General features: G+C 63.7%; 1 protein-coding gene. It reads left to right on the plus strand.

The annotated features are described in order from the left end of the window. Nucleotides 1-117: 117 nt before the first annotated feature. Complete coding sequence (gene istA / locus DUPY_RS02840) at nt 118-1,641, plus strand: IS21 family transposase (protein WP_070246203.1); 1,524 nt, start codon at nt 118-120, stop codon at nt 1,639-1,641. Nucleotides 1,642-1,742: the final 101 nt, after the last annotated feature.

Below are 1,742 nucleotides of genomic sequence, written 5' to 3' on the forward strand. Positions count from 1 at the left end.
TGGGCACGATGCCGGAATGGCCGGTCACGATACCGGAACGGTGTCGTAGCACGCCGAGATGATGTTACGCATATAGCAACCGAGAGGGTACGCTTTCAGCTTTTTTCTGGAGATAGCGTGCCCGCACCGAGGATCAATATGCGTAAGATAAAAGATGTACTGCGTCTGAAGCTCGACGCCCAGCTGTCGCACCGGCAGATCGCTGCTGCACTGGGGATGTCGAAGGCTGCCGTGACCAAGTACCTTGGCCTGGCCGCAGCGGCGGGCCTGGATTGGGCGACGGTCCAGAGGATTGATGAGGCGGCGCTGGAGAGGCGCCTGCTTGTTGCGCCAGAACGTCCGCGAGAGCACGTCCAGCCCGACTACGGCTACCTGCACCAGGAACTGCGCCGCAAGGGCATGACGTTGATGCTCCTGTGGGAGGAGCACCGCGCCGACTATGCCGATCGCCAAACCTACGGCTACACGCAGTTCTGCGAAAATTACCGCCGCTTCGCCAGGCAGCTCAAGCGCTCGATGCGCCAGATCCACCGCGCCGGCGAGAAGCTGTTCATCGATTACGCCGGCCCCACCATCGCGCTCACCGACGGCAGCCGCGCCCACATCTTCGTGGCCGCCTTGGGCGCCTCCAGCTACACCTACGCCTGCGCGACGCCACGCGAGACCATGTCCGACTGGCTTGAATCGACGGCGCGCGCGCTGAGCTTCTATGGCGGCGTAACGCAGCTCATCGTGCCGGACAATCCGAAGGCGATGATCGCCGACGCCAACCGCTACGAGCCACGCGGCAACGACACGGTGCTCGACTTCGCGCGCCACTATGGCACCTCGATCCTGCCGGCCCGGCCCTACCATCCGCAGGACAAGGCCAAGGCCGAATCGGCGGTGCAAATCGTCGAGCGCTGGATCATGGCGCGCCTGCGCCATCAGCAGTTCGCCAGCGTGCACGAGGTCAATCAGGCCATGGCGCCGTTGCTCACGCGGCTCAACGACAAGGCGTTCCAGAAGCTGCCAGGCAGCCGCGCCAGCACCTTCGCGGAAATCGACGCGCCGGCCTTGTTGCCGCTGCCGCTGCAACGCTACGAGATGGCCCGCTTCAAAACCGTCAAGGTCCACATTGACTACCACGTCGAGGTCGAACGCCACCGCTACAGCGTGCCGCAAGCATTGGTCGGCCAGGAGCTCGAGGCGCGCATCACCACGGCGGTGGTCGAGTTCCTCCATCGTGGTCAACGTGTCGCCAGCCACATCCGCAATAGCCGCGTCGGCGGCTTCACCACGACCCCGGCGCACATGCCCGCCGCCCACCGCGCCCAGATGGAATGGACACCGCAGCGGCTGATCCACTGGGGGACTAGTATCGGCCCGGCGACGGCCGAAGCGGTAACTCGGTTGATGGCCGAAAACCGGCATCCGGAGCACGGCTATCGCGCCTGCCTTGGTCTGCTGTCGCTGGCCAAGCGCTACGGAAAAGAACGGCTCGAATCGGCGTGCACGCTGGCCCTGCAGATCGGCGCCTGCCAGTACCGCCATGTAAACGACATCCTGAAGAACAACCGCGACCGGAGCAACCCGGTGGCCGCCGAAGAATGGGTCAGCCCCGAGCACGTCCACCTGCGCGGCCCTGGCTACTATCAATAACGATATAAACGCTATAAACCATATAAATAATACGGAGTATGACGATGATGATGCACACCACCCTGGCGCAGCTGCGCACACTGAAACTCGACGGCCTGGCC

The sequence above is a fragment of the Duganella phyllosphaerae genome (genome assembly GCF_001758785.1).
GTDB lineage: Bacteria > Pseudomonadota > Gammaproteobacteria > Burkholderiales > Burkholderiaceae_D > Rugamonas > Rugamonas phyllosphaerae.